Here is a 26066-nt window from a genome sequence, read left to right as displayed (position 1 = left end):
CCTGATCCGCTCACATGCCTGCGAGCGCTTCGTCGAGCGAAGACGCCTTGAGCCCGAACGCCTCCCGGAAATCGCCGTCGTCCACGACGAACGGCCTGTCGCCCATGTAGGCCATCTCGCGGAACTCGTTCCAGATCGGCGCGGAGAACCCGAGCAGCGTCAGGTCCCGCTCGGTCAGCGCCTCCAGCCTCGGCCGCGGCGCCCCCTTGAGCTCGGCGAGGCGGTCGGCGGCCTGCCGCAGCGTGACCGTGAGGACCGGGGCGTTCCAGGCCCGGCCCCAGGCCGTCCCGCTCCCGGCGGCGGCCACGAGTGCGGCCGCCGCGTCCTCGGTGAACGTGAACGAGTGCGCCGCATCGGGGTTGCCGAGGACCAGCGCCAGCTCACCGGCCGCCACGTGCGCGGGCACCAGGAGGCTGAAGGCCGAGACCGCGCCGCGGCCGAGGTACTGGCCCGCCCGGATCTCGGTAACCCGCAGCCGCCCGGCCTCGTGCGCGGCCAGGGCCTGCCGCCAGAGTTCGGCGCGCACCTTCCCTTTGCGGGTGTGCGGCTCCAGCGGCGTGCGCTCGCTGACCGCGCCGCTCGTCTCCTGGTAGGCGTAGAGGTTGCCGAGCATCACGTAGTCCGCGCCGACCCGTTCGGTCGCGGCGAGGATCGAGTCGTACAGGGGCGGCATGGTCTCGGGCCAGGTGTCGTAGGCCGTCATGGACGCGTTGACCACGGTCGCCGCGCCCGCCATCGCCGCTGCGAGCTCGTCGGTCCTAGTCGCGTCGAGCGCGATCCGCTCGATCCCGGCCGCCTCGGGGCCGCTGCCGCTGCGGGTGATCACGCGGACCCGGTCGCCGTTCGCGGCGAACCGCCGCGCTGCCGCGGCTCCCGTGGCGCCGGCTCCGATCACGATGCGTTCGGCCATGGCTGTGCTCCTTCGATGTGCTTGCCTCAGTTGGTGCTCCGTGCTGCGGCGGGGCCGCGGGACCAATCCTGCGCGCGATCGGGGGCGTAGCCTAGTGGCCTGAACGCCATGCTTCCAAAGGATCCCGCCATGCGTGAAATCGCCGTCCTGGCCGTGCCGCCGGTCAAGCCCTTCGACCTGTCGATGCCGTCCACGCTGCTGGAGGACGTGCGGGTGGAGGGCAAGCCCGGTTACCGGGTCGCCGTCTGCACCGCCGAGCCGGGCGTCGTCGCCTCCTCGAGCGGGTTCGACCTGGTGATCGCGAACGGCCTAGAGGCGCTGGACGCGGCGGACACGGTGATCGTGCCCTCCACCGGTCGCCGCCACGACGCCGACGAGGCCACCTTGGACGCGCTGCGCCGGGCCGCCGCCGCGGGCAAGCGCGTCGCGTCGATCTGCACCGGCGCATTCGTCCTCGCCCAGGCAGGCCTCCTCGACGGCCGCCCCGCGACCACCCATTGGGCGCTCGCGGAAGAGCTGCGGCGGGCGCATCCGGCGGTGTCGGTCGATCCGAACGTGCTGTTCGTCGACGACGGCCCCGTGCTCACCGGCGCGGGCTCGGCCGCCGGGATCGACCTGTGCCTGCACCTGATCCGCTCCGACTACGGTGCGGCCGTGGCGAACGAGGCCGCCCGCGCGGCGGTCGTCACGCCGGTCCGCCAGGGCGGCCAGGCGCAGTTCGTGGCGACCCCGCTGCCGCCGGAGTCCGGTTCGCCGCTGGCCGAGACGCGCGTGTGGGCGCTCGGCCGCCTCGACCAGGCGATCTCCCTTGAGGACCTGGCGCGCGAGGCGAAGGTGAGCGTGCGGACGCTCGCCCGCCGCTTCACCGCCGAGACGGGAATGACCCCGTTCCAGTGGCTGCTCCAGCAGCGGGTCCACCGGGCCCGTGAACTGCTCGAGTCGACCGACTTCAGCGTCGACCAGGTCGCCCGCCGCAGCGGCTTCGGCACCGCCGAGTCCCTGCGCCAGCACCTCTCCCGCCACATCGGACTGACGCCGACCGCCTACCGGGCCGCGTTCCGCGCGGCCGCCTGAGCGTCCCGCAGTGCCCCCACTCGTCCATCCGCAATCCGGTCCGAACGCCGCCACTCACGGATGCCGGACGAGCTCGACCGTACCGCCGATGATCGTGCCGCCCGCCTTCTCCAGCAGCGCTTTCGATCCCATGTTCGCCGAGTCGCATTCGGTGACGACCTTCGTGTGCCCGCGCTCGCGCAGCACCCGGAACGCCACGCCCAGCAGCGCCGCCGCCACCCCGCGCCCCCGGTACGGCCGCGCCGCGCAGACCAGTCCGAGGCGCGGCCCGGACTCCACCATCCAGACCCGCACCATTCCCGCGAAGCGCCCTGCCACAGGGTCCCACGCCACCGGATAGACCGCCGGATCGTACACGGCCGCATGCTCATCCGCCCAGAACTCGGCGCTCGAGCGCCAGCCCCGCAGGCCCGGAATGTCGGCGCGCACCGCATCGTCGAAGCGCCGCACCACGTCCATGCCGAACCGCTCCGGCGGACCGACCACGAACCCGGCCAGCGCGGCCTCGTCCCAGCCTGCCGCCGTCGCCACCGGCAGGGTCCAATCGTGCTCGTACCGCTCGCCCACGAATCCAGCCGCCGCGAGCCGCCGCTGCAGACCGGTCTCGTGGACGTCGGCCAGCGTGTGTACCGGCCGATGTGCACTGATCCGAGCGCACAGCGCGGCGATCAGTTCCGCGTCGACGGGATCGAACCAGGCGAACCGCTTGCCGTCCGGGCGGTCCCACACGTGCGCCGTCCCGACCAGGCCCGTGCTGTCGCGGGCCTCCCAGCGGTCCTCGATCTGCTTGATCTCCAAGGGTTTTTTCAACCTCTCCTGGGCGGGGTGCCGTACACCGGGCGGTACTCGGCGAACTCGGTGGTGAACAGGGCCAGGCCCTCGGTGATGCCCGGCAGGCGCCGCTCGACGCCGTGGACGGCCTCGGTCGGCATGAACCCCGAGACGTACCCCGTGGTCTCGGTCGAGAACTGGCCCTTGATGTTCGACCGCGCCTCGCCGAGGACCTTCAGGACCGCGTTCCCGGTACCGGCCGGGAACTCCACATGGAAGCTGTTGACGGGCTCGCAGACCTCGGTGCCCGCCTCCTTGAGCATCACGTCGAGGAGGAACGCCGTCACCTCCCGGAAGTCGTTCGCCGTGCTCGCCCTGCCGATGTACCCGGTGGCCGTCAGCAGCACCCGGCAGTCGGTGACCGCCCAGCCGTACAGGCCCCGCTTCAAGATCTTGTGGACGGTCTCCTCGACCGCGTTGCGCAGCGCCCGCGTCAGCGAGCCCCGCTCGACCTCGAGACCGTAGTGCAGGCCCGAACCCGGCTCGCCCGGCTCGAGCCGCAGGCCCACCGTCGCGATGTGCGGCGTCTGCTGCCACGGGCCCATCTCGTGCAGCGCCTCCACGGTGCGCACCGGGCGCTCGATGTGGATCGCCCGCGTCTCCTCGAACTCGACGGCGATGCCGAACTCCTCGTCGAGCAGCGAGGCCACGACCTCCTTCTGCACCTCGCCGTAGAGGCGCACCGCCATCTCCTCGGACAGCTCGTCCAAGTGCGGGTCCACGAGCGGGTCGCGCTCGGCCAGGCTCAGCAGCGCCCGGTTCAGCGGAATGCGGTCCTTGGGATCGACCGGCCGCACCACCGTCTCCAGCGTCGGCGGCGTGAAGAACCCGCCGCTGCCCAGCGCCTCCTCCGAACCGATCGCATCGCCGATACGGACCTCCGTGAGCCCCTTGACCTTCGCGATGCTCCCCGGCTCGGCCACGGCCATCACGGTCGCAGTGCCCGTGGCGAACACCTCGACGCCGGTCACCTTGCCCTCGAACGACTCAATGGCTCCGTCGACCCTGCGGTAGGTCGTGAGCTGCTCGCGCGGCGCGATCCGCCCGCGGTGCAACCGGATGTACGCGACCTTCTGGCCCGCCGCGCCGTGCTCGACCTTGAACACCGTCCCGACCGGCGCCCCCTCCGGGTCGCGACTCGGCACCGGCAGGAACCGCCGCACCCCCTCGGTCAAAGCGGCCACCCCCGCACCCGTGACGGCCGACCCGAAGTACACCGGGTGCGCCTTCCCCGACCGCACCTGCGCGGCCAGCTCCGCCTCGCAGTCGAGGGCATCGGGGTCGTCGAGGTACGCGGCCAGGAACTCGTCCGAGCCCGCGGTCAGCATCTCCACCGCCCGATCGGTGAACGCCGGATCGCCGAACGCGAACGGCGCCACCGAAGCCGCACCGGTGCCGATCTCGCGCACCGTGCCCATCGGCAGCAGCCGCGGACTGAGCATCGCGGCCAGGTCGTCCAGCAGGTCCGCCTCGCGCGCACCGCGGCGGTCGACCTTGTTGACGAACAGGAGCGTCGGCACCCCGAGCCGCTCCAAGGTGCGGAACAGGACGCGCGTCTGCGCCTGCACGCCTTCGACAGCCGACACCACGAGCACCGCGCCGTCGAGCACGCGAAGCGCCCGCTCCACCTCGGCGATGAAGTCGGTGTGGCCGGGAGTGTCGATGAGGTTGACGGTGAGGTCGTCCAAGCGGAACGCCACGACCGCCGACTGGATGGTGATCCCGCGGCGGCGCTCCAAGTCCATGGAGTCGGTCTGGGTACTGCCGGAGTCGACGCTGCCGACGCGGTCGATGATGCCCGCGTTGAACAGCAGCCGCTCGGTCAGGCTGGTCTTACCGGCGTCGACGTGGGCGAGAATCCCCAGGTTCAGAAAGCTCGGGCTGAGATACGACAATGCAAGTCCTCGAGAGTGGGATCGACTGGAAGCTGATGGAGCACTCCGAGTTTTGGCGCATTGCGATCTCCCTCTATGGCGAGGACCGACACGTCAGGACCGACGATCTGCCGAGGGTAGAACCCCTGCGGAGGCCGCGCAAGCGAATTAGCGCAGCGGGCGGCTAGCATTCCGGGGCATGGAGCAGACCACCCTGGAAGACGCGCTCAGCGCCGACGAGATCACGGCCGCCAACGAACTCACCCGCCGCTGGCTCACCGCCCGCGCCGAGGTCCCCGCGGTCGCCTCCGGACTCGGCATCTGGCCCCTGCTGGCCGTCCTCGCCACCGGCGCCGTCGAAGCCACACTCGAGGAGCTGCTGGAAGCGGCCGGCATCGACATCGGCCAGGCCGCCGCCGTCCCGGCCGCGCTCCTGGACGCCGTCCGATCGGCCCCCGCCCTCAGCCTCGCGCTGGCGGCCTGGGCCGGGCCCGAGGTCACCCTCGACCCGGATTGGATCGCGGGCCTGCCCGGCGACGCCGTCGGCGCCCTCACCGGCGACCCGTCCATCGACAAGCCCGTGCTCGACGAGTGGGCCTCCCGCAACACCGGCGGCCTGATCGACAGGATGCCGGTCGACCTCAACGCGCCGATCGAACTGCTCCTCGCCAGCGCCCTCTCCGTGCGCACCAAGTGGCGCACGCCGTTCCAGGAGGACTACGGGCCCTTCCAAAGCGGCCCTTGGAAAGGCCGCGGCAAGGTCCTGCGCGCCTCGTACCGCGAAGAGGTCCTGCGGGTCGGCCCGGACGCGGCCGTCCTCACCGTGCCCGGCGACGACGACATCGACGTCCTGCTCGCCACCGGCCGCGAAGACGCCGCGCCCCAGGAGGTCATGTCCGCCCTCATCGACGCCGCCGCCGACGCCCGGTGGGGCAGCCCGGCGAGCGCCCCCGCGCCATCGCTCGGCGTCACCTTCCACGAATACCAGGCCAGTACCCCGCAGACCGCACCCGAGACCAACGCCGTGGTCCCCGCCTTCAGACTCGACACCGATCTCGACCTCCTCGAAGACGCGGCCGTACTCGGCCTCGAACTCGCCTCCGACGACGAGTTCGCCCAGTTCGACCGCCTTGCGGCCCAACGCCTCTACATCAGCCAGGCGAAGCAGGCCTGCACAGCCGTGTTCAGCGCCACCGGCTTCGAAGCCGCGGCCGTCACCGCCTTCGGCATGGCCTTCCTGGGTGCCGCACCGCCGCAGCTGATCCACAAGCACCGCTGCGCAGAGGTCACCTTCAACCGCCCCTTCGCCTACCTCGCCCGCCACCGCCCCTCGGGCCTCATCCTCATCGCAGGATGGGTCAACGACCCGGTGGAGTAACCGACCGGCCTAATCAAAGGCCCCAAGACGAGGTGAGAGACCCCCGGGGCCGCTGCCTCGGGGCCCGGCCCGGCGAAGACGCGGGAGGTCGGCTAGACGAGGGTGCCCTCGTAGTACACGTGCCAGACGGTGCCCATGGCGTTCCCTTGCAGACACCAGGCGTCGGTGATGCTCTCGAACTTTCGAAGCCATTGGGCCACCTCCACGCACCGAGTGGAGGAACGCCAGGTGCCGTAAAGCTTGCCCCGGGTCGCCGCGTATTCGCCGGTGACGGTGGAAGCCGCCTCGGCCTGGGCGACGGCCGGTGCCGCCGCAGCAGTGCCGGCGACGGTGACTCCGGCAAGGGTCGCCGCCATCGCGAGTCCGGCGAGCATCGCCGAGGCCCTTCGCATGTGCTTCTTGAGGGCACTGTTCATGGATATCGTGTTCCTTTCGCTGCACTGGGTCGCGCCGAATGCCGACGCAAGGGTGAGTCTGTGTTCGAAGCTCGGCCGACCGTCCAGTGCGGATCGATCAGGCGCGGCTGCGATCAGTCTCCTGCCGGGAACCGGACCCGCACAAGGCGGAACTCCGGCGGGAAATGGGCAGGAATAGAGCGGCTGACCTCCTCAATGCAGTCCTGGTCTCACCGGCTTCGATCGGAGCCAGCGCTCGCACGACCGGCACCGCACCCGGTCCGGTCGTCTCACCTGGCCGGCTCATCCACCATCGGGACCTCGACTCAGGCAATGGCACAAGGGAGGAAGCGGTCGCTGCTCCGCGCTTCTGCAGCGCGGTCGACTAGGGCTTCTACGGAGTGGTCGGAGTATCTGGCCAGAGGCTGTCTTAGTCTGCTTTCACCAGACTTTCGTCCACCGACTCGGATTTCGCATCCTTGTACGTAAGTTCAATTATCCGACTCCGAGGCTCCTCCGCATCACCCACGGGATGCGAAAACACTCGCATTCGCCCGCCCCGACGCGGCCGGATCGCCTGCGCCCCAACCCGAATCATGCCCGCCACCCGAAAGCCGACCCCGCCCGCCGACCGCCTCGTCGCTGCCAGGTTTGACCCTGAACCCCACCGCCGAACGATGAACAGTCAGCCCAAACCGCTCCAAGCCCCGAGGCACTAGCATCCAAAGCATGGGCACCGAGACGACGATCCAGGACGCACTGACCAAGGGCGAGACCAAAGCCGCCAACGAACTCACACGGCGGTGGCTCACCTCGCGGGCGACGCTCCCGGCCGTCTCGTCCGGCCTCGGCATTTGGCCGCTGCTCGCGGCGCTGGCGACCGGTGCGGTCGGAGCGACCCGCGACGAGCTCCTGACCGCCGCGGGCATCGACGCTGAACAATCCGCCAAACTGCCCGCCGCGCTCCTCGAAGCGGCCCGCTCGACCCCGGCGATCAGGCTCGCCCTCGCGGTCTGGGCCGGGTCCCGGGTCACGCTCGATCCAGAATGGACCGCGAACCTGCCCGTGGACGCGGTCGGCTCGCTCACCGGCGACGCCGCCGCGGACAAGGCCGCCCTCGACGAGTGGGCCTCCCGCAACACCGGTGGGCTCATCGAGCGGATGCCGCTCGATTTCGGTCAGCCGATCGACCTCGTCCTCGCCAGCGCCCTCTCAGTACGCACGACCTGGACCACCCCGTTCGCCGATGCCGCCCGCGCCTTCAAGCAGGGCCCGTGGGCCGGACTCGGGCGCTGCCGAGCCCTCACCGCGACCCTCCGCGACGACCTGCTGCGCGTCGCCGCCGACGCCTCGGTGCTCACCGTCCCCGGCGACGGCGACATCGACGTGCTCCTGGGCCTCGGTCGTGACGGCCTCGCTCCGCAGGCGGTCATGAACGCCCTCATCGACGCGGCCACCGATCTCGCCTGGGGCCGCTCGTCGACGGGGCTCGCGGTGGGGGAGTGGGCCGTCGGCGTCGAAGTGACCGAGTACCAGGCCGTGCGGCCGCAGACCGGCCCGGAGGTCGAGGTCCAGACCGTCCGCTTCAAACTCGACGCCGACCTCGACCTCAGCGAGGACGCGGCCGCGCTCGGCCTCGTCACCGCTTCCGACGAGGACCGTGCGCAGTTCGACCGCCTTGCGGCCGAACCGGTCTACGTCACCCAGGCCAAGCAGACCGCCACCTCGATATTCAGTGCCACCGGTTTCGAGGCCGCCGCGGTGACCGCGATCGCCATGACCCGCGCCGCCGGTTTCGTGAAACCGAAGCACCGCCACGTCCGCGCCTCGATCAGCTTCGACCGTCCCTTCGCCTACCTGGCCAGGCACCGGCCGTCCGGCCTGATCCTCATCGCGGGCTGGGTCGAGGAGCCCGAGCGCGCCTAGCCCGGAAGGCGGTGTGGGCGCTGCGAAATCAATTGTGCAACCGGTTGCATGTGGAGGTCGACACCGATAGCATATCGATACCTACCAATATCCTCACGAGAGGTCATCCCATGCGAAGACGACCCCGTACCCGCGCAGCCATCGTCACCGGCATGGCCGCGATCGCAGCGGTAGCGACGATGAGCGCGCTGCCGACCGCGCAGGCCGCCGAAACCGATGGCACCCGGAACGCCATCGACCAAGCGCTCCTGCAGACCGGAACGCCGACCGGGTTCGCCTCGGTCAACGCGCTCGGCCAGAACGGCACCACCGGCGGCGCCGGCGGCACCACCGTCACCGTCGACACCACCGACGAGCTGCTCGAGGCCATCGACACCGTGGGCGCCATGACCATCCTGGTCGACGGCACCATCGACATCACCAGCAAGCAGGGCGTCCGTCCGAACAAGACGATCCTCGGCCTCGGCGACGACGCCGTGATCAACGGCGGCGGCTTCGAGTTCTACCGGTCCTACAACGTCATCATCCAGAACCTCACCTTCACGAACGCCGAGGACGACGCCGTCGGCATCGGCCAGCAGTCGCACCACATCTGGGTCGACCACAACACCTTCGTGAACCCGGCCGACGGCTCGATCGACATCGCGCGCCAGGCGGACTACATCACCGTCTCCTGGAACCACTTCGACGGCACCGACAAGAGCATGCTCCTCGGCCACTCCGACGGCGCGTCCGGCGACGCCGGGCACCTCAAGACGAGCATCCACCACAACTACTTCGACGGCTCGACCCAGCGGCACCCGCGCGTGCGGTTCGGCGAGCCGGTCCACGTCTACAACAACTACTTCCGCGCCAACCAGCTCTATGCCGCCGCCTCCACCATGAACGCCGGCGTACTCGTGGAGGGCAACTACTTCCAGAACGTGCCCTTCCCGTGCTTCTCCGCCAGCGGCTACGCCGACAGCGACCCGGGGCGGCTCGTCCAGCGCGGCAACATCTTCACCGCCTCCGGCTCGTGCGAGACGGCCGGAACGGTCGAAGAACCCGGCGACTACTACGACTACACGCTCGACGACCCGGCGACCCTGCCGACGACGGTTCCCGCCGGAGCGGGCGCCGGAAACCTGTAGGCAAACGGCACAACAGCACACGCTCTCGGCGCTCGCAGCAGCGCCGAGAGCGCTAGTCCCCGTCCAGCGGCGCGGAATGCCAGGTCCAATCAGGTCCACGCGATGCGCGGCCCTCGAGTTCCCCTCGCCCCGTGGCCCACAGCAGCGTCGGCCACGGATCGGTGTCCGCAGGCGCCTCGGGGAACAGGCGCGCCAGCGCCGGCGCCACCAGGTCCGCCGGCGCCTCGAAGCCCAGGCCGAGGCCCTGCGTGAGGTCGAAGGCGTGCGCGAGCGTCTCGACCACGCCCATCGCCGCGTAGCCCTCGGGGTCGGCGGTGCCCCAGATGTGCCACGCCCGCGCCGTCGCCGGGCGGGTGTCCACCACGGCCGCGACCAGGCCGCCGACCATGAGCAGCGCCTCGATGGCCGCCTCCGGCCCGGCCTCGCGGTCGGTGACGAGCGGCAGTGACGGCGTGCCCGGACGCTTCCAGAAGATCGTGGGCCGCGCCTGCACGGACGGGACCGGCGGCACGAGCCGCGTCGCGTACGAGAACACACCGTTGTTCAAGTGGTCCATGGCCTCCCAGCAGGAGCAGTCCATCGGCCCGGCCTGGGCGTCCCAGGCCCCGGCGGGCGCGGGGCGCAGCGCCTCGGCGGTGAGGGCAACGGCCCGTTCGACATCGGCACCGGACACACGAGTTCTCGACATCCTCGGACCCTAACTGCCGGCACCGCCCCGGGCAACCCGGATCAGTCGCCCTGCCACGCGTGCCAGAGCCCGGCGTACACCCCGCCCGCCGCGAGGAGCGCGCTGTGCGTACCCTCCTCGGCGATCCGGCCGTCCTCGACCACCGCGATCCGGTCGGCCGAGGCCGCCGCCTGCAACTGGTGCGCGATCGCGATGACCGTGCGGCCCGCGAGCGCCGCCGCCAGCGCGACCTCCACATTGCCCGCGCTGGCGGGGTCGATCCCGGCCGTGGCCTCGTCGAGGATCACGATCGGCGGGTCGGCGATGACGACGCGCGCGAGCGCGATCTGCTGCGCCTCGGCCGTGGTCAGCGCGCGGTGCTCGGGGCCGAGCACCGTGTCGAGCCCGGCCGCTACGGCCCACCCGGCGTCGACCCGCCGCAGCGCCGCGACCAGCCGCGCATCGTCCGCATCAGGCGCGGCCAGTATCAGGTTCTCCCGCAGGGTCGCGGTGAACACGTAGTGCTCCTGGGTCACGAGCACGACCCGGCGGCGCAGCTCCTCGACCGCGATGTCGCACACCGGGACGCCGCCGAGCAGCGCGGTCCCGGTCCGGGGCCGGTCGATCCCGGCGAGGAGCCGCGCGATGGTCGACTTCCCGGCTCCCGAAGGGCCGACGACGACGAGCCGCTCGCCCTGCCGCGGATGGAGGCTGAGACCGTGCAGCACGTCGGGGCCGTCGCCGTACCCGAACGTCACGGTGTCGAGGACCAGGTCGTTCCCGTCCGGCTCCGCCTCGCGCGGTGCCGCCTCGATGAGCCCGACGCCCGCGATCCGCGCGAGCGCGGCCGAGCCCTGCTGGAACTCGCTGAGGTGGATCATGACCCCATTGGTGGGGTTGGCGATCCGCACGACGACGGTGATCGCCGCGATCGCCGTGCCGAGGCTCAAGCCGCCCTCGAGGAACCAGAGCCCCGCGGCGACGACCGTGATCAGGAGCTGCATCCGGTTGAGCCACAGCAGCAGGAAGAAGAACTCGACCTGCAGCCGGATGAGCCGCAGGAACCGCTCGAGCAGGGTCGCGCCCCGCTCGTACCCGAGCGCGCGCCGCTCCTCCTGCATCGCCAGCGCCGCCACCGTCCGGGCCCCGCTGCCCGACGCGGACAGGGTCTCGGCCGCCTCGCTCATGGCCGCGCGCTGCGCGGTGAACACCACGTTCGCCTGGCGCAGGTACCGGCGCGCCGCGAGCACCAGGGGCGGCAGCGTCAGCAGCGAGACCAGGCCCAGCAGCGGGTCGACCACGAACAGCGCCAGGTACAGCACGAGCACCTCGATCAGCGAGGTCACGATCGTGGGCCCGTTGTCGCGCAGCAGGTCCGCGACCGTGTTGACGTCGGACGCCGTGCGGGTGCCGAGGTCGCCGCGACCGGCCTGCTCGACCCGGTCGAGCGGCAGCCCGAGCACCCGGGCCACGACGTCCTCGCGCAGCCGCGCGGCCGCCCGCTCGCCGAACCGGTAGCCCGCGCGCCGGCCCAGGCGGCTGAACACGAACTGGACGGCCACGCACGCGAGGATGACCCCGCACCACAGGTTGACGTCGCCCGCGCCCCAGCCCGCGCCGATGCCGTCGACGACCCGGCCGAGCAGGACCGGCACGGCGACGCTGAACGCGGCCGCGAGCGTGTACATGACCAGGACCTGCACTGCCGGCCCCTTGTCGGCGGCGAGGAGATCCAGGAACGCCCGTCGCACCTGCGCCGGGCTCGCGATCGGCAGGCGCGCTCGTGTGTCGTTGGCGCTCATGCGGGCTCCTCGTGTGATGTGAGACGGCGGTACTCGGGGTCGGCCAGCAGCCCGGCGTGCGGGCCGGTGGCGCGGACCTTGCCCTCGACCATCCACACCACCCGGTCGGCGTGGGCGAGCCACAGCGGCGAGGCCGTCACCACGAGCGTTGCCTGCGCCGCGCGGGCGGCGGTGACGCGGGCGGCGATGAGCGACTCGGTGTGCGAGTCCACCGCCGAGGTCGGCTCGACCGCCAGCAGGGCCCGCGGCCCGGCCGCGAGCGCGCGGGCGAGTCGCAGCCGCTGGCGCTGGCCGCCCGAGAGGTTCCGTCCTCCTTCGGCGATGCGGCCGTCGAAGGACCCGCCGAGGGCGGTGAACACGTCGCCCGCGCAGGCGGTCGCGATCGCGTCCGACGCCGCGTCGGGGCCGACCCGCAGGGTCTCGGCGAGTGTCGCCTCGAAGAGGTAGTCCTCATCGGTGAGCAGCATGATCTGCTCGCGCACGTCCGCGAGTGCATACGCCTCCAACGGATGCGCGCCCCACATCGCTTCGGAGTCGCGGTAGCGGGCCAGCCGCTCGCAGGCTTCCATCGCCGGGGCGGTCTCGGCGGTGACGAGCACGGTGAGCCCGGTGTCCGGGACGGTGAGGCCCGAATCGGGGTCGCGCAGCTCGCCGCCTTCGCCGCGCAGCGATCCTTGATCGTCCACATCGGTCGAAATGGCGAGGAAGCGGGTGAGGCGGCCCGCGGCGACCCAGCTCGCCACCAGGTAGTTCGCGGAGATGATGAAGTTGCCGGAGACGGCGATGAAGATCGTGGCGAAGCTGAACGCCGAGGCGAGGCCGCCGATGGTGAGCGCGCCGCCGACGGCCAGGAGCGCGCCGGCCCAGGTGATGACCGCGACGAACACGATGGGCATCGAGCTGCGCAGGGCGTGGATCCACGAGCTGGAGTTCGCGACGTCGTAGCCGCGGTCGCGCAGCGCGGTCGACCGCTCCCGGTACCGGGCGGTGAACATCAGGTCGCCGCCGATGCCGCGGAGCACCCGGAGGCCGCCGACGATGTCGGCCGCCTGCGCGGTGAGGCCGCCGATCATGTCGCGGTAGTCGGCCTGGCGGCGCTGGAGGCGCTTGAGGAGCGGCCCGGCGACGAGGGCGGTGACGACGCTGCCGGCGATCACGATGCCGCCCAGCAGGGGGTGGATCGACCACACCAGCGCGGAGCCGATGGTGAACATGGCGAGGTTGTTGGTGAGGAACCCGATCTCGGTGACCGAGTGGGCCGCCTTCCGCATGTCCTCGCTGGGCAGGTTGACCAGCTCGCCCGCCGAGACCCGCCCGCGCACACCGGTTCCGGCGGTGTTCAGGTGGTCGGTGAGGCGCTCGACGATGACCCGCTGGTTCGCGGCGTCCGCGCTGTTGAACTGCCGGTACCCCAGGACCCAGAACGTCGGCTGCGCCGTGACGGCGATCGCCATGAGCGCCAACCAGAATGCGAAGTCGCCGCCGTCGCGGGCGATGAGGCCGTCGTCGACCACCCGGCCGAGCATCCACAGCTGCGACATCGAGGCGCCGCCCGCGAGGAGGAAATACAACGCGCCCAATGCGATTCGGCCGGAATGGGGCCGGGCGAGGCCGGTGAGGAGGCGCAGCGGGGTGAGCGGCCGTTCCAGGGGCGGGGCCCCTGTCCCGGAGCGAGGTCTGGAAGGCATGGGACCCAAGCTTACCGGTCGGCCGGTATTCCGAAAAGCGCATAAACGGGCACCCCGACCTCGCGGAACTCGTCTTTCCCGTTTGCGCTGCACCTCAGCGGGATACCCCTCAGTCCAAGAGCGACAGATCATCGACCCGAATGGAATCGCCATGCCTTACGTCGCCACACGCCACAACCCAGTAGTCGTGCACATCATCTCGGCGGTCTTCTATTTCATTGCCCTGATCATCGTGCTGCACCTCGCCTTCATCCTCCTGGAGGCCAACCCCCACAACCCGCTGGTGGACTTCGTCGGCGACCTCGCCAACTGGTTCGCCTGGCTGTTCAAGGACATGTTCACCCAGATCGAGGATCCGAAGGTGCGAGCCGTCGTCAACTACGGCATCGCAGCCCTGGTCTACATCGCGATCGGCGGGATCCTCTCCGGGGTCGGTCGTAGCCGCTGGCGCCGCGACTGACCGCAGCCCCTCCGATCCACTGGTTCGCCGACTGCAGGGCCCGACCGCTTCCCGCGGCCGGGCCCTAGCACGTCGACCAGCGATCGGCGGGCACATGAGGGTATTTCTGAAAACCGGACAGGGACTCTCGAGCGCGGTGTGATGAGGGCGTCGCCCGGTGCGGGGGCCGCCCAACGCGCGGTCCACCGGTGCGGCCGCCAGGAGGATGAGTGCCATGAGAGTCTGCCTGAAAGTACAGATCCCGGTCGAAGCGGGAAACAAGGCGATCACGGACGGGGACATGCAGCCGAAGCTGAAGACGCTCATGGACCAGCTGAACCCCGAGGCGGCCTATTTCTTTCCGCAGGACGGCATGCGGACCATGATGCTGTTCTTCGACCTGAAGGAGACGTCGATGATCCCGCCGATCACCGAACCCCTGTTCGAGGGCCTCAACGCGCAGGTGGACTTCTCGCCCGTCATGAACCTCGACGACCTGATGGCGGGTCTCAGGAAGATCGAGAGCAGCCGCTAGCAGCGTCCGCAGGCCACGAAAAGGCCCGGCCGTCGCGGCCGGGCCTTTCGCCGTGCTCATCAGTCCGCGGTCCGCCAGCCCAGGTCGGACAGGCGCACGACCTCGCCGAAGCGGGGCAGGTTGAGGCCGGTCGCGGCCTCATGCTCGGCACCGCTCAGCGCGCTCATCGCGTCCTCGACGAAGACCAGCTCGTAGCCGTGGTCGGCGGCCGCCCTCGCGGTCGACTCCACCCCGAGGTTCGACATGATCCCGGCCATCACCAGCGTCTCGGCCCCGTGCCGCTTCAGCACCGCGTCGAGGTCGGTGCCGTAGAAGCCGCCGATGCTGCGCTTCACCACGACCGCATCGGCGGTCTTCGCGACCGCTCCTGCAAGTCCGCTTCCCGGCGGCTGCTCGTCGACGTTCGGGCGCTCCACCCGGATCGCCACGACCGGGGCGCCCGCTTTGCGGGCGCCCTCGGCCAAGGCGAGCGAGGCTTCGAGCACGGCGGCTCCCGGGCGCGGTTCGAGGTCCAGTTCGAGGAGCCTCGGCATGGTCCACGAGGACGACCGCAGTGCGTTGGGGGTCAAGGACAGTCATGCGTCCACACTAATCAGTCGGCGTCGCGCGTCCGCAGGAGCTTTCTGGCCTCGACCGTCGAGATCGCCGGCCGCTGGGCCAGCGCCGCTGCTGCGGCCGCCCGCTCGACCAGCTGGTCGTTGCCGGTGACCGCCTGCCGCCTCGCGAACGAGACCGTGTCCTCCATGCCCACCCGCAGGTGCCCGCCGTGGGCCAGCGAGGCGAACATGACCGGCAGCGTCGTCCGGCCGATGCCCGTGGCCGAGAACGTGGTTCCCTCGGGGAGGTAGCGGCGCACCCCCTCGGCGAACGCGGTCACCGTGGCGGCGTCGCCGGCCGCGCCGCCGGGCACGCCCAGTACGAAGTCCACGTGCACGTGCCCGCCGAACGGCAGCCCCTCCTTGTCCAGCAGCCGCTCGAGCGCAGGCAGGTGCCCCAGGTCGAACAGCTCGTACTCGGGTACGACCGCCTTCTCCTGCATGCGCCGGTGCAGTTCGGCGATGAACGCCCACCGGTTCATGAAGACGTCGTCGCCGAAGTTCACCGTCCCCATCGTGCAGGAGGCCATGTCCGGTTCGGCGTCCAGCACCGCGAGGCGGGCCGCCTCGCCGTCGCGCACCGAGCCGCCCGTGGAGAGCTGCACGATCAGGTCGGTCGTGTCCCGAAGGGCCGCAACGGCATCGCGCAGCCGCACCGGGTCGAGGGTCGGCCGGGCGTCGTCGTCGCGCAGGTGCACGTGGATGATCGAGGCCCCGGCCTGCTCGCACCGCTTCGCGGTGTCGACCAGCTCGTCCAGCGTCACCGGCAGCGCGGGGACCTCGGCCTTGTCGACCTCGGCCCCGGTGGGCGCCACCGTGATGAGGGTGCCGGTCATGCGACCTCCGCGTCCTGGCGGGCCGCGGCCCGCCGCGACCGCGCCGCGGCCGCGTCGCCGTCCTCCTTCGCGCGCACCGGTGCGTGCATGTTGGCCCACCACTGCTGGCCCGCCTTGGGCAGCGTGTCGATCGGGTCGTAGAACGGGTACCGGCGGGTGAGCGCGTCCGGGTCGTCGGCCTCGATCGAGGTCCGGTAGTTCTTCGTCCAGTAGGAGATGCCCAGCTCCCGGTCGTACTCGGAGAGCTGGTGGACCCAGCGCTTGCCGACCATCGGCACGTCGCAGATGATCCGCGGCGTCGCGTACCCGGGCAGGTAGCCCATGATCGCCGTCTGCAGCTCCTGCGCCTGCGCGACCGAGGTGCGCCAGTGCTCGGCGTTGGGGATCATGTCGCACATGTAGAAGTAGTACGGGAGGATGTTCGCCTCGCCCTGCAGCGCGAAGCACAGGTCGAGCAGGTCCGCCTGGGTGTCGTTGACACCGCGCATGAGCACGCCCTGGTTGCGCACGTCCCGCACGCCCGCGTCGAGCATCGCCGCCGCCGCCTTCGCCACCGCCGGGGTCACCGAGTTGACGTGGTTGATGTGCGTGTGGATCGCGAGGTTGACGCCCTGCCCGGCCGCGCGCTTGGCGACGCGGGCCATGCCCTCGACGATCTCGTCCTGCAGCCAGTGCTGCGGCAGGCCCATGAGCGCCTTCGTGGCCAGGCGGATGTCGCGGATCGTCTCCACGTCGAGGAGCCGGTCGAGGAACCGCTCCAGCTGCTTCCACGGCAGGTTCGCCACGTCGCCGCCCGAGACGACCACGTCCCGCACGCCCGGGTGCGCCGTGAGGTAGTCGAGGATCGCCGTCTGCCGGTCGACCGGCTTGAGCGCCAACCGCCGCTTGTCCACTGTGGGCGTGGAGTTGCCGACGAGGTCCATGCGGGTGCAGTGCCCGCAGTACTGCGGGCAGGTCGAGAGCAGCTCGGCGAGCACCTTCGTCGGGTACCGGTGGGTGAGGCCTTCGACGGCCCACATGTCGTGCTCGTGCAGCGAGTCGCGGGCTGCGAACGGGTGCGACGGCCAGTCGGGGTGCCGGTCCGAGGCGACCGGGAGCATGTAGCGGCGCACCGGGTCGGCGTAGAACGCATCGGTCCACGAACCCGGACCGGTCTCCTCGACCTGCGGCGCCATCGTGTTGAGCATCTGCGGCGGCAGCAGCATCGACATGGTCGCCGAGCGCTCCATGTCCGCGGCGAGGTCCTCGTAGAACGACTCGTGGAGCCGGTCGCCGATGAGGTCGCGAAGCTGCTTGACGTTCTTGACGCAGTGCACGCGCTGCCACTGCGCCGAGGCCCAGTCGGCCTCGGTCACGTCCGCCCAGCCGGGGAACCGCGTCCAGTCCGGCTCCTCCAGCTCGCGACGCCGGTACTGGTACGGCTGCTCGATCACGGGCGCACTCGGCGACGCTTGCGAGCCGTAAACGGGCACAGTGTCTCCCGCAGGTCGATCCGACACCTTCTCACCTCCATGTCCGGGCTGTTGGCCCGGGAAACCTCGCAGACGGGGATGACCGTCCTTGTGACGAGGATAACCTTCCGTTACTGTAGTGCGCTAGGTCCCGCATATTGAGACTCCATAAACTCCCTGCTACAAGAAGGGCGGCAACGATGTCGAAAGGCTCACCGGTCGGATCGCACCGGGTCGTCAGCCCCGCCGGAGCGCTGCCACAAGCGGCCGACCGGCTCGACCCCGACCCCGAGATCGCCGACGACGAGGTCCGCATCAGCGTCCAGCGCCTCAACCTCGACGCGGCCTCCTACCGGCAGCTCCACACCGCCCACGGCGGCGACGGCGAGGCCATCCGCGACGACGTGCGCGCCATCATCGAGCGGCGCGGCAAGATGCACAACCCCGTCACCGGCTCCGGCGGCATGCTCATCGGCACCGTCGACGCCGTCGGCCCCCGCTCCCCGCTGGGCCTCAAACCAGGACAAAAGGTCGCCACTCTCGTCTCGCTGACCCTCACCCCGCTGCGCATCGATGACCGATTGATGCTCTGGGACGGCCTGTCCGAGCAGGTTCCGACCAGCGGCCACGCGATCCTCTTCGCCCGCTCCATCGCCGCCGTCCTCCCCGAGGACCTCCCCGAGCACCTCGCGCTCGCCGTCCTCGACGTGTGCGGCGCCCCCGCGCTCGTGCGCCGCATCGTGGCCCGCCGGCCCCACGCGACCACCACCGTCGCCGTCCTCGGCGCCGCCGGGAAGTCCGGCTCGCTCTCGCTCGCCGCCGCCCGCGACGCCCACGCCGCGAAGGTCGTCGCCGTCGTCCGCGACGAGATCGAGGACGCCCAGCTGCGCGGCTCCGCCCTCGCCGACGAGATCGTCATCGCCGACGCCACCGACCCGCTCCGCCTCGCCAAGAAGGTCCACGACGCCCTCGACGGCCGCGGCGCGGACGTCACCGTCGTCTGCGTCGACGTCCCCGGCTGCGAGCACGGCGCCATCCTCGCCACCGCCACCGGCGGCACCGTCGTCTTCTTCTCCATGGCCACCTCCTTCCCGGCCGCCGCGCTCGGCGCCGAAGGCCTCGCCGCCGACGTCGAGATGCTCATCGGCAACGGCTACGTCCCCGGCCACGCCGACTACGCCGTCCACCTCATCAGGGCGAACCCGCACCTCAAGGACCTCTTCATCGGCCGCGTCGGCACTCCCGAAGGCGAGGCGTAGATGCCCGCCGAACTCCCGCTCGACCCCGCCGTCGTCGCCCAGGCCCGCCGCCTCGCCGCGAAAGCCGCGCAGCCCGTCGTCGACCTGGCCCGCAGCCACACCACCGTCTCCGTCGAACGCGCCACCCTGCGCCTCGCCGGACTCACCGGCGCCGACCCCGACGGCATCCCGTGGGTCAACCGCCTCGCCGACGCCGTCCAAGCGCAGGTCGGCATCGAACACGGCATCGCCCTCCCGGTCTTCCACGCGCTCAAGGACTTCCCCGACCTCGACCGACTCGCCCACGCCGCCGCCGCGGACGGCGTCCGCTTCGCCCTCCCCACCGGGAACGACGCCCGAGCAGCCCGCGAACGCGCCCAAGCCGCCGTCCAGCAGGGCTTCGACCGCATCGACCGATCCCGCGGCCGCCGAGACCAACTCGTCGCCGAGATCGGCGACCCGTCCCAGCGCCCCTGGATCTACCTCATCGTCGCCACCGGCGACATCTACGAGGACATCCCGCAGGCCCAGGCCGCCGCCAAAGCCGGAGCGGACGTCATCGCCGTCATCCGCTCCACCGGGCAGTCCCTCCTGGACTACGTCCCCGAAGGCGCCACCCGCGAGGGCTTCGCCGGCACCTACGCCACCGGCGAGAACTTCCGGCTCATGCGCGCCGCCCTCGACGAGACCTCCCGCGAGGTCGGCCGCTACATCCGCCTCACCAACTACGCGTCCGGGCTCTGCATGCCCGAGATCGCGGCGCTGGCGGGGATGCACCGGCTCGACATGATGCTCAACGACTCGATGTACGGCATCCTGTTCCGCGACATCAACCCGATCCGCACCTTCGTGGACCAGCGGTTCTCGCGGCAGGTGCACGCCCGCGCCGGGATCATCATCAACACCGGCGAGGACAACTACCTGACCACGGCGGACGCGGTCGAGGCCGCCCACACCGTGACCGTCTCGCAGCTGCTCAACGAGCGGTTCGCACACGAGGCCGGGCTCCCGGACCCGCTGCTGGGCCTCGGGCACGCCTTCGAGATCAACCCCGAAGTGCCCGAGTCGTTCCGGCTCGAGCTCGCCCACGCGCTCCTGGCCCGGCAGCTGTTCCCGGACGCGCCGCTGAAGTGGATGCCGCCCACGAAGCACATGACCGGCGACGTGTTCCGCGGCAACCTCCTCGACGGGTTCTTCAATCTCGCCGGGGTCATGACGGGGCAGTCGATCCTCTTGGTGGGCATGATGACCGAAGCGGTCGTCACCCCCTGGCTCTCCGACCGCGACATCGCGCTCCAGAACGTCCGCTACGTGCTCAGCGCCTGCGCCGGCCTCGCCGAGGACTTCCACCCGCCCAAGGACGGCTTCATCGCCAACCGCGCGAACCAGGTGCTCGGCGAAGCCGTCGAGCTGCTCGGGAAGATCGTGGACGACGGCCTGCTCAACGCCATCGCCGACGGCACCTTCGGCATCATGAAGCGCCCCGCCGACGGCGGCCGCGGCCTCGACGGCGTCGCCCAGCGCGCCCCAGACTATTGGAACCCGGCGGCGGAGGAGTTGGACAGGACCAGCCCCGACCAGGACGCCGCGCCGAAGGAGGCCGCCCGATGAGCCGCATCGTCAGGCCCTACGGGGACACCACCGGCGACGGCATGGTGCAGCTCTCCTTCACCCTGCCCGTCCCGCACGACAAGCGCGCCGAGGGCGCGGCCCTCCAGCTCGCCGCCAAGATGGGCCTCGACGGCGCGATGCTGGTGCACGCCAAGCCCATCGGCGACGGCTACACGTTCTTCGTCGTCTACGGGGCGTCCACGCACCTCGTCAACCTCGACGAGGTCAAAGTGGTCGAGAAGGACTACCCGCACCTGAGCCCCAAGGAGGTCAACGACGCCATCCGCGAGCGGCTCGGCCGCAAGCTCTGCGTCGTGGGCGCCTGCATCGGCACGGACGCGCACACCGTGGGCATCGACGCGATCCTCAACATCAAGGGCGTCGCGGGGGAGAAGGGCCTGGAGTACTACCGGGAGCTGCGGGTCGTGAACCTCGGCGCCCAGGTCGCCGTGCCCGACCTCGTCAACCGCGCGGTCGACGAGGAGGCCGACGCGGTGCTGGTGAGCCAGGTCGTGACCCAGAAGGACGCGCACCTGCACAACACCCGCGAGATGGCCGCGGCCTTCCGCGAGGCCCTGCCGCCCGGCCGGCGCCCGCTGCTCGTCGTCGGCGGGCCGCGCTTCGACGAGGGCGCCGCGAACGACCTCGGCGTCGACCGGATCTTCACCCGCGGCACCACGCCCTCCGACGTGGCCTCCTACCTCGTCCACCGCCTCGTCACCAGCAGGGAGACCGCAGCATGACCGACCACGACGGCACCACTGTCACCCACCGCCGGTACATCCCGTACAGCCACGCCCACTACGGCGGGAACCTCGTCGACGGCGCCTACAGCCTCGGCATGTTCGGCGACGTGGCCACCGAGCTGTGCATCATCACCGACGGCGACGAGGGCCTGTTCGCCTCCTATGCGGACGTCCAGTTCAAGGCGCCGGTGAAGGCCGGCGACGTCGTCGAGGCCACCGCCACGGTGGTGCGCACGGGCCGTCGCAGCCGCACCGTCGAGTTCACGCTCAGCGTCGTCTGCCGCGCCGACCCCGCACGGGGCGACTCGGCGGCGGCCGTGCTCGACGAGCCGATCATCGCCACCACCGCCACGGGCACCGTGGTCGTGCCGTGAGCACAGCCGTCGTCTGCGTCGACGTCGGATCGACCTACACCAAGGCCGCCGCCGTCGACGCGGACTCCGGCGACCTCCTCGGCACGGCCTCGCGCCCGACCACGATCGGGACCGATGTGATGGACGGCCTCCGCGCCGCCGCCGCGGAGGCGACGCCCAAGGGCGCCAAGGTCGTCGACACCCTCGTCTGCTCCTCAGCAGGCGGGGGCCTGCGTCTCGCCGTGATCGGCAACGAGCCGCTCGTGACCGCGCGCGCCGCCTACCGGGCCGGGCTCAGCGCCGGGGCCCGGGTCGTGGACGTGCGCGCGGGGGACCTCGCGGCGGGCGACTTCGTCGAGCTCGCCGCCTCCCGGCCGGACGTGATCCTCCTGGCCGGAGGCACCGACGGCGGCGACGACACCGCCCTGCGCGCCCACGCGGAGGCGCTGGCCGAGTCCGGACTGCGCACACCGGTCGTCCTGGCGGGCAACGCGGACGCCGCCGCCGACCTCGCCCGGCTCCTCACCGGTGCCGGCATCGACACCACTGGCGTCGCGAACGTCCTGCCGCGCATCGGCGTCCTCAACCCCGTGCCCGCCCGCACCGCGCTCCGCGAGGTGTTCCTGCGGCATGTGATCAGCGGGAAGCACCTCTCCGCCAGCGCGGAATTCACCCGGATGGTCAAGGCCGCCACCCCCGACGCCGTGCTCACCGGGGTGGAGCTCCTCGCCGAGACCACGGGCGCTGACCTCCTCGTGGTCGACGTGGGCGGTGCTACCACCGACGTGTACTCGGTGCTCACCCCCGACGCCGAACGGGAGGGCCCGCGCGCCGACGTGGCCGGGACCGCTTGGCGCTCAAGGACCGTCGAAGGCGACCTCGGCGTCCGCCACACCGCCGTGGGCATCACCGAAGCCGCCGACGACGAGGACCTCGCGACGAGCTGGGGCCTCCCGGAGGCCGCGCGGCTGCGCGCCGCGAACCCGGCGTTCCGGGCCTCCGACCCGGCAGACGACGCCGAGCTGAGCGCGCTCGCCGCCCGCATCGCGGTGCGGCGGCACGCCCGCGGCGAGCGGATCGGCGGCCCCCACGAACCGCTGCGCGGCGGCAAGGACCTCGCGGCCGTGAGCCTCGTGGTCGGCTCCGGGGGGATCCTGCGCCGCGATCCGGGCGCCGCCGACTGGCTGCGCGAAGCGGTCGGCGCCGACACCTCCGGCGGCGTGAGGCCGCCCAAGGACGCGCGCTACGCGATCGACGCGGACTACCGGCTCGCCCCGGCCGGGCTCCTCAGCGCGAACGGCCACCGGGCCGCCGCGATCGGACTCCTCGAGTCCACTTCGTTCTGATCGGAGACAACCCCTCGGGCCCCTTCGCGCGTACCAATGGTGGACATCCCTCAACACCCTTGCAAGACAACGAAAGGCGACCATGGAACGACGCGATGTAATCAAGCTCGGTGCCGCAGTGACCGCAGGCGGGGCCGTCCTCGGCGCCTCCTCGAGCGCGCACGCGGAGCAGGCGACGGCGCAGGCCGCCTCAACGATCGCCTCCCAGATCCGGTCGGTCTACACCACCGAGACCACCAAGGCCGGGGGCACCTGGCAGGGCTATGTGACCCTGCTGAACGGCACGGCCGCACCGGTCGTGGCCGTCGACCACAGCTCGAGGAGCGTCCAGACCGCCGCGAGCATCAACAAGCTCGGCATCGCGCTCGGCGTGCTCGACAAGATCGACCGCGGCGAACTCGCGCTGGACGACCGGATCACGCTCACGCCGGACATCATCCTCACCGGCTCGGGCTTCTACTTCCACCAGACCGCGTACGGCGACGAGATCACCGTCGCGAACGTCCTGGTCGCGATGCTCCTGACCTCGGACAACACCTCGGTGCGGCTGTGCGGCCTGGTCTGCCCGCCCGCCGAGATCAACGAGACGCTGGCGGCGAAGGGCTTCACCGCCACCCGCGTCGAGCCCAACCCGGCCAACCCGGCCCGCATGTGGCTCGGCGACACCACCACCTACGAGACCAACGACCTGCTCACGCGCCTCGCCAAGGGCGAGCTGCTCTCGGCGGGGAGCACGAGCTTCTTCCTGAACGTCCTGAAGGGGCTCAGCGGCTACCACGACGGGTTCCGCCGCAACATGTCCTCGGTCGAGCGCGCCCGCATCGCCATGAAGTACGGCGCGGACGACGCCACCCGCAGCGAGTCGGGCGTGGTCTACAGCGCCTCGGGCGCCCCGGCGCTCGTCTACTCGTTCATGGCCCAGTACACCAACCACTGGGGCAACTACGGCGCGACCCACCCGGCCGTGCAGGCCCACGCCGTCATGGGCCGCAAGATGTTCGACATCGTGAACGCCGCGGGCCTGGCCGCCACCGACGCGGTCACGCTCGAAGTGGAGCAGGAAGCCCTCAACGGCGGCCTGACCCAGTAGCAGCGAGTGCGAAGTCCCGGCCGCGGTGCGGCCGGGACTTCGCCGTCTCGAGCAACCGTTAGCCATCGTGCAACCCGTGCTCACCGGCCCGCTACGATCCGTTCACCGCGCGGGGCGAGAGTGATGCTCGCAATCAGCTCCCGCGGCGCCCCCCGAGTCCGCGAGGCTTGGCCCACCGCACCGAAACGAGCACAACATGCCAGGACTACAGCACACGATCGGCCGCCGCACCCTCCTCGCCGGCTCCGCCGGCATCGTCGCCGCCACGGTCGTGTCCGAAGCCGCAGCCGCAGCTGAACCCGCCGCCGCAGCCGAGACCACTAGAGCGCTCCAGTCCACAGTAGAATCAACGGGCGCGCAGTGGGCCCAGTACGACGGCCCCGCCTTCGTCGACACCTACGCCACCAACATCAACGCGAACACCACCCCCGAGACCAACGCCGCCGTCCGCCTCCTCAGTGGCATGCAGGACCTCTGGCAGACCGGCCCCGCCTGGGACAACGGCACCGTCCTCGACGAGGACACCCTCCGCGCCAACATGGACCACTGCGCCGAGACCACCGCCGGCCGCACCGACGCCGAAGCCAAGCAGTCGTTCATCTTCGACCGCCAGCACCAGAGCTACAGCGCCATCGGCGGCCTCGGCCCCCTCGAGACCGCGTACAAGACCGGCGCCAAGGCCGTCACCGCCATCACCAGCGCCCCCGACGGCATCCCCGCCGCCAAGATCGACGACAAGGTCCCCGCCGGAGCCCCCGCCGGATCGGCCGTCGGCTCCGGCGCCACCGACTCCGACCTCGGCAAGGTCGCCCAGCTCGTCAACGCCGTCCGCGGCGAGTTCACCTCCTCCAACCCCAGCAAGTTCGCCTACCTCTACCCCCGGCCCTGGCGCATGAACCGCGACAGCGAAGTCGAAGCGACCGGCGGCATCCCCGTCCTCGGCGTCCCCGCCTACGACTCCGAAGTCCGAGCCGCCCCGCAACTCCTGCGCCAGCGCTCCGACAAGCCCGCCGAAGACGGCGGCTTCCCCTCCGGCCACACCAACGCCGCCTGGATGGCCGCCTTCGCCTACGCCTACGCGGTCCCCGAGCGCTTCCAGGAACTCCTCACCCGCGCCGCCGAGATCGGCGACTCCCGCATCGTCGCCGGCATGCACTCCCCGCTCGACGTCATCGGCGGCCGCGTCCTCGGCACCGCGCTGGCGGCCGCGACCCTCGGCAACCCGATCAACGCCGAGCTCAAAGCCGCCGCCCGCGAGCAGGCGCTCGCGTACTTCACGGCGGTCACGGGCGTCTCGGCCGACGAGCTGCCCGCCTTCGCCCACCGCGAAGGCACCGACACCGACCGGTACGCCGACCGCGAGGCCAACCGCGCCGCCTACCTGCCGCGCCTGACCTACATCCTCGAGCGCGACCGCTCCGACACGGCCATGACCGTCCCCAAGGGCGCCGAGGTCCTCCTGGAAACGCGCCTGCCCTACCTGGACGCCGCGCAGCGCCGCGAAGTCCTGCGCACCACCGCCCTCAAGGCCGGCTACCCGATCCTCAACGGCCCCGAGCAGTGGGGACGCCTCGACTACTTCGCCGCCGCGGACGGCTACGGCCGCTTCGACGTCGACCTCACGGTCACCATGGACGCCGCGAAGGGCGGCTTCCACGCCGCCGACACCTGGCGCGGCGACATCGGCGGCACCGGCAAGCTCACCAAGGCCGGCACCGGATCCCTGGCCCTCACCGGCGACAACGCCTACTCCGGCGGCACGGCCCTGCAGGCCGGCACCCTCCGCGCCGCCTCCGAGAGCGCCCTCGGCAAAGGCGGCGTCACCGTCACCGGCGGCACGCTCGCAGTCGACACCGGGCAGCTCGAAGTGCGCGCCCTCGCCCTGTCCGACGCGACCCTGCAGGTGGTGCTGAACGACGGCGACGAACCCGCCCTGGACGTCGCGAAGCAGTGCACCCTCGACGCGGGCGCGGTCCTGCGGATCACCCTCGACCCGCAGCGCCCGCCGACCCCGGGCGTCGACCTCCCTGTCATCAAGGCCCAAGAGGTCAAGGGCGAGTTCGCCGAGATCGTGCTCGACCTCCCCGGCTACACCGCCACCGCCGTGTACGAGAAGAAGCGCGTCAAGGTCCGCATCGACGCGGCCTGAT

The 26066-nt window shown here is 71.3% G+C and carries 23 protein-coding genes; 13 read left to right on the top strand and 10 right to left on the bottom strand.

From position 1 onward, the window contains the following. Positions 1-10 precede the first annotated feature (10 nt). Positions 11-910 carry an NAD-dependent epimerase/dehydratase family protein gene (locus tag O2L52_RS06500; protein WP_270114531.1) on the bottom strand — a complete coding sequence of 300 codons (900 nt, stop codon included), beginning with the start codon at positions 908-910 and terminating at the stop codon, positions 11-13. Positions 911-1039: 129 nt separating this feature from the next. Between O2L52_RS06500 and O2L52_RS06495 the strand changes: the two genes are divergently transcribed. Further along, positions 1040-1984, top strand: a complete 945-nt coding sequence (locus O2L52_RS06495) for a GlxA family transcriptional regulator (protein ID WP_270114530.1) — start codon at positions 1040-1042, stop codon at positions 1982-1984. A 54-nt stretch (positions 1985-2038) separates the two neighbouring features. Here the strand turns inward: O2L52_RS06495 and O2L52_RS06490 are convergent, their stop codons facing one another. Both O2L52_RS06490 and O2L52_RS06485 read right to left on the bottom strand, forming a co-directional pair. Then, positions 2039-2782, bottom strand: coding sequence for a GNAT family N-acetyltransferase (locus tag O2L52_RS06490; protein ID WP_270114529.1), 744 nt, complete (start codon positions 2780-2782; stop codon positions 2039-2041). A gap of 8 nt (positions 2783-2790) precedes the next feature. Then, entirely contained in the window at positions 2791-4710 is a 1920-nt protein-coding gene (locus O2L52_RS06485) for a GTP-binding protein (RefSeq protein WP_270114528.1), read from the bottom strand. A gap of 178 nt (positions 4711-4888) precedes the next feature. Here O2L52_RS06485 and O2L52_RS06480 point away from each other — a divergent pair, with 178 nt between their 5' ends. Next, complete coding sequence (locus tag O2L52_RS06480; protein WP_270114527.1) at positions 4889-6067, top strand: serpin family protein; 1179 nt, start codon at positions 4889-4891, stop codon at positions 6065-6067. A gap of 92 nt (positions 6068-6159) precedes the next feature. Here O2L52_RS06480 and O2L52_RS06475 read toward each other — a convergent pair whose 3' ends face one another. After that, a complete protein-coding gene (locus O2L52_RS06475; protein ID WP_270114526.1) occupies positions 6160-6483 on the bottom strand; it encodes a hypothetical protein in 324 nt (107 codons plus the stop codon). Between the two features lie 708 nt (positions 6484-7191). Here O2L52_RS06475 and O2L52_RS06470 point away from each other — a divergent pair. Next, positions 7192-8388 (top strand): serpin family protein, encoded by a 1197-nt coding sequence (locus O2L52_RS06470; protein ID WP_270114525.1) that lies wholly within the window; start codon positions 7192-7194, stop codon positions 8386-8388. A gap of 152 nt (positions 8389-8540) precedes the next feature. Further along, a complete protein-coding gene (locus O2L52_RS06465) occupies positions 8541-9518 on the top strand; it encodes a pectate lyase family protein (protein WP_270114524.1) in 978 nt (325 codons plus the stop codon). Positions 9519-9570: 52 nt separating this feature from the next. Here O2L52_RS06465 and O2L52_RS06460 read toward each other — a convergent pair whose 3' ends face one another. Genes O2L52_RS06460 through O2L52_RS06450 form a run of 3 tightly spaced genes read right to left on the bottom strand, consistent with a single transcriptional unit; the run spans position 9571 to position 13675 of the window. After that, positions 9571-10206, bottom strand: coding sequence for a hypothetical protein (locus tag O2L52_RS06460; protein ID WP_270114523.1), 636 nt, complete (start codon positions 10204-10206; stop codon positions 9571-9573). Positions 10207-10247: 41 nt separating this feature from the next. Beyond that, complete coding sequence (locus O2L52_RS06455; protein WP_270114522.1) at positions 10248-11987, bottom strand: ABC transporter ATP-binding protein; 1740 nt, start codon at positions 11985-11987, stop codon at positions 10248-10250. Continuing rightward, entirely contained in the window at positions 11984-13675 is a 1692-nt protein-coding gene (locus O2L52_RS06450; RefSeq protein ID WP_270114521.1) for an ABC transporter transmembrane domain-containing protein, read from the bottom strand. Before O2L52_RS06450 ends, O2L52_RS06455 begins: the two co-directional genes overlap by 4 nt. A gap of 151 nt (positions 13676-13826) precedes the next feature. Between O2L52_RS06450 and O2L52_RS06445 the strand changes: the two genes are divergently transcribed. Beyond that, positions 13827-14135, top strand: coding sequence for a hypothetical protein (locus O2L52_RS06445; protein ID WP_270114520.1), 309 nt, complete (start codon positions 13827-13829; stop codon positions 14133-14135). Between the two features lie 214 nt (positions 14136-14349). Further along, on the top strand, positions 14350-14649 hold the full coding sequence (locus O2L52_RS06440; RefSeq protein ID WP_270114519.1) for a hypothetical protein: 300 nt from the start codon (positions 14350-14352) through the stop codon (positions 14647-14649). A gap of 59 nt (positions 14650-14708) precedes the next feature. Here the strand turns inward: O2L52_RS06440 and O2L52_RS06435 are convergent, their stop codons facing one another. Genes O2L52_RS06435 through O2L52_RS06425 form a run of 3 tightly spaced genes read right to left on the bottom strand, consistent with a single transcriptional unit; the run spans position 14709 to position 17514 of the window. Next, positions 14709-15218 carry an isochorismatase family protein gene (locus O2L52_RS06435; RefSeq protein ID WP_270114518.1) on the bottom strand — a complete coding sequence of 170 codons (510 nt, stop codon included), beginning with the start codon at positions 15216-15218 and terminating at the stop codon, positions 14709-14711. A 23-nt stretch (positions 15219-15241) separates the two neighbouring features. Then, on the bottom strand, positions 15242-16081 hold the full coding sequence (locus O2L52_RS06430) for a beta-keto acid cleavage family enzyme (RefSeq protein WP_270114517.1): 840 nt from the start codon (positions 16079-16081) through the stop codon (positions 15242-15244). After that, complete coding sequence (locus O2L52_RS06425; protein WP_270114516.1) at positions 16078-17514, bottom strand: KamA family radical SAM protein; 1437 nt, start codon at positions 17512-17514, stop codon at positions 16078-16080. The genes O2L52_RS06430 and O2L52_RS06425 overlap by 4 nt, the downstream gene beginning before the upstream one ends. Before the next feature lie 218 nt (positions 17515-17732). On the opposite strand from O2L52_RS06425, the gene kdd reads away from it, so the two are divergent. From kdd to O2L52_RS06390, 7 genes are all read left to right on the top strand, one after another. Further along, entirely contained in the window at positions 17733-18791 is a 1059-nt protein-coding gene (gene kdd, locus O2L52_RS06420) for an L-erythro-3,5-diaminohexanoate dehydrogenase (RefSeq protein WP_270114515.1), read from the top strand. After that, positions 18792-20381, top strand: coding sequence for a lysine 5,6-aminomutase subunit alpha (kamD, locus tag O2L52_RS06415; RefSeq protein ID WP_270114514.1), 1590 nt, complete (start codon positions 18792-18794; stop codon positions 20379-20381). It abuts the gene before it with no gap. Then, on the top strand, positions 20378-21124 hold the full coding sequence (gene kamE, locus O2L52_RS06410; RefSeq protein ID WP_270114513.1) for a lysine 5,6-aminomutase subunit beta: 747 nt from the start codon (positions 20378-20380) through the stop codon (positions 21122-21124). Before kamD ends, kamE begins: the two co-directional genes overlap by 4 nt. Next, on the top strand, positions 21121-21501 hold the full coding sequence (gene kal, locus O2L52_RS06405; protein ID WP_270114512.1) for a 3-aminobutyryl-CoA ammonia lyase: 381 nt from the start codon (positions 21121-21123) through the stop codon (positions 21499-21501). Before kamE ends, kal begins: the two co-directional genes overlap by 4 nt. Next, positions 21498-22826, top strand: a complete 1329-nt coding sequence (locus O2L52_RS06400; protein WP_270114511.1) for a glutamate mutase L — start codon at positions 21498-21500, stop codon at positions 22824-22826. The genes kal and O2L52_RS06400 overlap by 4 nt, the downstream gene beginning before the upstream one ends. A gap of 82 nt (positions 22827-22908) precedes the next feature. After that, the gene (locus O2L52_RS06395; protein ID WP_270114510.1) at positions 22909-23916 is read left to right on the top strand and encodes a serine hydrolase; all 1008 of its coding nucleotides are present in this window, start codon (positions 22909-22911) and stop codon (positions 23914-23916) included. Between the two features lie 196 nt (positions 23917-24112). Beyond that, the gene (locus tag O2L52_RS06390; RefSeq protein ID WP_270114509.1) at positions 24113-26065 is read left to right on the top strand and encodes a phosphatase PAP2 family protein; all 1953 of its coding nucleotides are present in this window, start codon (positions 24113-24115) and stop codon (positions 26063-26065) included. Position 26066: the final 1 nt, after the last annotated feature.

The organism is Glycomyces algeriensis (assembly GCF_027622855.1).
Taxonomy (GTDB): domain Bacteria; phylum Actinomycetota; class Actinomycetes; order Mycobacteriales; family Micromonosporaceae; genus Glycomyces; species Glycomyces algeriensis.
The sequence above is the reverse complement of the archived record's forward strand: the minus strand, read 5'-3'. Positions and strand labels throughout refer to the sequence as shown.

Bases quoted from the DNA above. Each gene is read 5' to 3' on its own strand.
- O2L52_RS06460 (WP_270114523.1), bottom strand. From the start codon at position 10,206: ATGTCGAGAACTCGTGTGTCCGGTGCCGATGTCGAACGGGCCGTTGCC.
- O2L52_RS06475 (WP_270114526.1), bottom strand. From the start codon at position 6,483: ATGAACAGTGCCCTCAAGAAGCACATGCGAAGGGCCTCGGCGATGCTC.
- O2L52_RS06455 (WP_270114522.1), bottom strand. From the start codon at position 11,987: ATGAGCGCCAACGACACACGAGCGCGCCTGCCGATCGCGAGCCCGGCG.
- O2L52_RS06465 (WP_270114524.1), top strand. From the start codon at position 8,541: ATGGCCGCGATCGCAGCGGTAGCGACGATGAGCGCGCTGCCGACCGCG.
- O2L52_RS06495 (WP_270114530.1), top strand. From the start codon at position 1,040: ATGCGTGAAATCGCCGTCCTGGCCGTGCCGCCGGTCAAGCCCTTCGAC.
- kamE (WP_270114513.1), top strand. From the start codon at position 20,378: ATGAGCCGCATCGTCAGGCCCTACGGGGACACCACCGGCGACGGCATG.
- kdd (WP_270114515.1), top strand. From the start codon at position 17,733: ATGTCGAAAGGCTCACCGGTCGGATCGCACCGGGTCGTCAGCCCCGCC.
- O2L52_RS06480 (WP_270114527.1), top strand. From the start codon at position 4,889: ATGGAGCAGACCACCCTGGAAGACGCGCTCAGCGCCGACGAGATCACG.
- O2L52_RS06395 (WP_270114510.1), top strand. From the start codon at position 22,909: ATGGAACGACGCGATGTAATCAAGCTCGGTGCCGCAGTGACCGCAGGC.
- O2L52_RS06470 (WP_270114525.1), top strand. From the start codon at position 7,192: ATGGGCACCGAGACGACGATCCAGGACGCACTGACCAAGGGCGAGACC.
- O2L52_RS06450 (WP_270114521.1), bottom strand. From the start codon at position 13,675: ATGCCTTCCAGACCTCGCTCCGGGACAGGGGCCCCGCCCCTGGAACGG.
- kal (WP_270114512.1), top strand. From the start codon at position 21,121: ATGACCGACCACGACGGCACCACTGTCACCCACCGCCGGTACATCCCG.
- O2L52_RS06430 (WP_270114517.1), bottom strand. From the start codon at position 16,081: ATGACCGGCACCCTCATCACGGTGGCGCCCACCGGGGCCGAGGTCGAC.
- O2L52_RS06390 (WP_270114509.1), top strand. From the start codon at position 24,113: ATGCCAGGACTACAGCACACGATCGGCCGCCGCACCCTCCTCGCCGGC.
- O2L52_RS06500 (WP_270114531.1), bottom strand. From the start codon at position 910: ATGGCCGAACGCATCGTGATCGGAGCCGGCGCCACGGGAGCCGCGGCA.
- O2L52_RS06440 (WP_270114519.1), top strand. From the start codon at position 14,350: ATGAGAGTCTGCCTGAAAGTACAGATCCCGGTCGAAGCGGGAAACAAG.
- O2L52_RS06445 (WP_270114520.1), top strand. From the start codon at position 13,827: ATGCCTTACGTCGCCACACGCCACAACCCAGTAGTCGTGCACATCATC.
- kamD (WP_270114514.1), top strand. From the start codon at position 18,792: ATGCCCGCCGAACTCCCGCTCGACCCCGCCGTCGTCGCCCAGGCCCGC.